This window comes from Mycobacterium sp., assembly GCF_049280035.1.
Classification (GTDB): Bacteria; Actinomycetota; Actinomycetes; order Mycobacteriales; family Mycobacteriaceae; genus Mycobacterium.
Map to the genome: position 1 here is coordinate 1 of NZ_JBAPPI010000866.1, position 1,983 is coordinate 1,983.

1 protein-coding gene and 1 pseudogene are annotated in these 1,983 nt (G+C 62.6%); both read right to left on the reverse strand.

Annotation, left to right across the window (positions count from 1 at the left end):
• On the reverse strand, positions 1–1,186 hold a 1,186-nt coding region (locus tag WAN71_RS27630; protein ID WP_422228376.1), incomplete at its 3' end, for a class I SAM-dependent methyltransferase.
• Positions 1,183–1,983, reverse strand: a pseudogene (locus tag WAN71_RS27635) (FAD-binding protein); the annotation flags it as partial. The pseudogene WAN71_RS27635 and the gene WAN71_RS27630, both read right to left, overlap by 4 nt.

A 1,983-nucleotide genomic window follows, 5' to 3' on the forward strand; every position in this document is an offset into this window, starting at 1 on the left:
AGCCCCATATCTTCGCGGTGGCCAGGCCGACCTCGTCTACCGCCTCGTCCCAATGCGCGACCAGGTTGCCACACCAGTCACGCAGCGTCATCGCGTAGTGCGTCCGGAAGTTCTCCGCGTGCAGCACTTCGAGACCCACATCTTGGATCTCCGACACGATTCGTCCCGATCCGGTCAGCTCCCCGTCCGGAAACACGTAACGATCGGTGAAACTGCTCGCCCGGAAGTTCGCTTTGTTGTCATTGCGGGTGATGCAGTGATTGAGCAGCAAGCCTCCGGTGCGCAATTTGGACTTGAGGAACGCGAAGTACGACGGATAGTTCTTGACGCCGATGTGCTCGGTCAATCCGATCGACGAGACCGCGTCGAACCCGGTCTCCGCAACGTCGCGATAGTCGCAGTGGCGCACCTCGGCCAACTCGGTCAGCCCTTCGGCTTCGATCGCCTTCTGCGCCCAGCTGGCCTGTTCGGCTGACAAGGTGGCACCGACCGCTCGCACACCGCGGCGCGCGGCGTAGCGAACCATCCCGCCCCAACCGCAGCCGACATCGAGCAGTCGGTCACCCGGCTGTAGCCGCAACTTCTCGAAGACCAGCCGGTACTTGTTGTCCTGCGCACCTTCCAGGGTCGCTTCGGGATGGGGATAGACCGCGCAGGTATACGTCATCGACGGACCCAACACCCACTCGTAAAAAGTGTTGGAGACGTCATAGTGGTGATGAATGGCCTCGGCGTCACGAGTCTTACTGTGCCGCATGCCTTCAGCGATCCGCCGCCAGCGGGGTAGCACCTCCTGCGGCGGTGGCGGTGCGGGCACCAGATGCTCGATGCCGACCGCGCGGATGATGCTGGCCAGCAGCCGCGGCGAAGGCCTGCCGAACTCGACCTTGTCAGCAAGCAACTTGAGCAGCTCGTACGGATCACCCGGAGGCACCCCGCGCACTTCGATGTCCCCGGAGACGTAGGCCCGGGCCAACCCGAGTTCGCCGGGGGCGGTAGCCAGGTAGGTGGTGCCGCGGGGCGTCAGCAGGTCCATTCCCAGCACGGCGTTTTCGGGTCCGGCGGTGCTGCCGTCGTACGCCGTGAACCGCAGTGACCGCTTGGCGCCGCCGGTAAAGATCGCCAAGACCTCGGCGAGGCTCATCTTGCCTGTTCTGGTGGTCGCGGTTTCCTTGATGGTCGTCATCGTCGTTGCACCGCCTTTGCGTAGAGGTCAAGCAGACGCGAATCCGGGTCGTAGATCTTCTTCACGGTCTTATAGGTTTCACCGCCGTAAAGCTCATCAAACTCATCGCGGCTGTAAAAGGAGTCGGAATACAACGACTTGTGGCCGTCCAGCGAACCGACCTTCGCCTCGATCAATCGATTCGTCGCGCCGTTGGAAGCGCCGATCGGAACCGACGACCAGAACCCGACATTGACGTAGGTGGATCCGGGCCGGATCGGATACAGTGGCCAGTCGTCTTGGCCACGTAACCGTAACGGGCACAACCAGATCGGCGTGATCGGCACGGCATCAAGGAACCACTCCAAGAACTCGGATGTGCGCTCGATCGGCACCTCGATATCCTGGACCACCCGTTCGCGCGGCGGACGACCGTTGCGTTTCTCGATCCGGTCGGCGATGCCGAAGCGGTGGTCGAATGCCACCAGCTTCCAGTAGATGCTGCTGCGCCGGTAGCGCCGGGGCCAGAACCGCCGCACCTTGGGGTTCTGCGCTCCGAATGACTGTGAGCACCAGAACCAATCGGCATCCCATCGCCAGACATAGTCGTGTGTCGTCAATCGGTCTTCTTTGATGCCGGCGCCGTGCTGGATGGAGCGGTAGTAGATGTTTTGTCCGGTGTAGTCGCTGACCGGGCCGGGGGTGGCGGTACGCACACCGACGCACAAGTAACTCTCCTCGGCGCCGAACACCACGCCGTCGAGATAGTCGACCGGCACACCGTCGAAACCACCGGTGTCGATGATGCGGTCCATCGC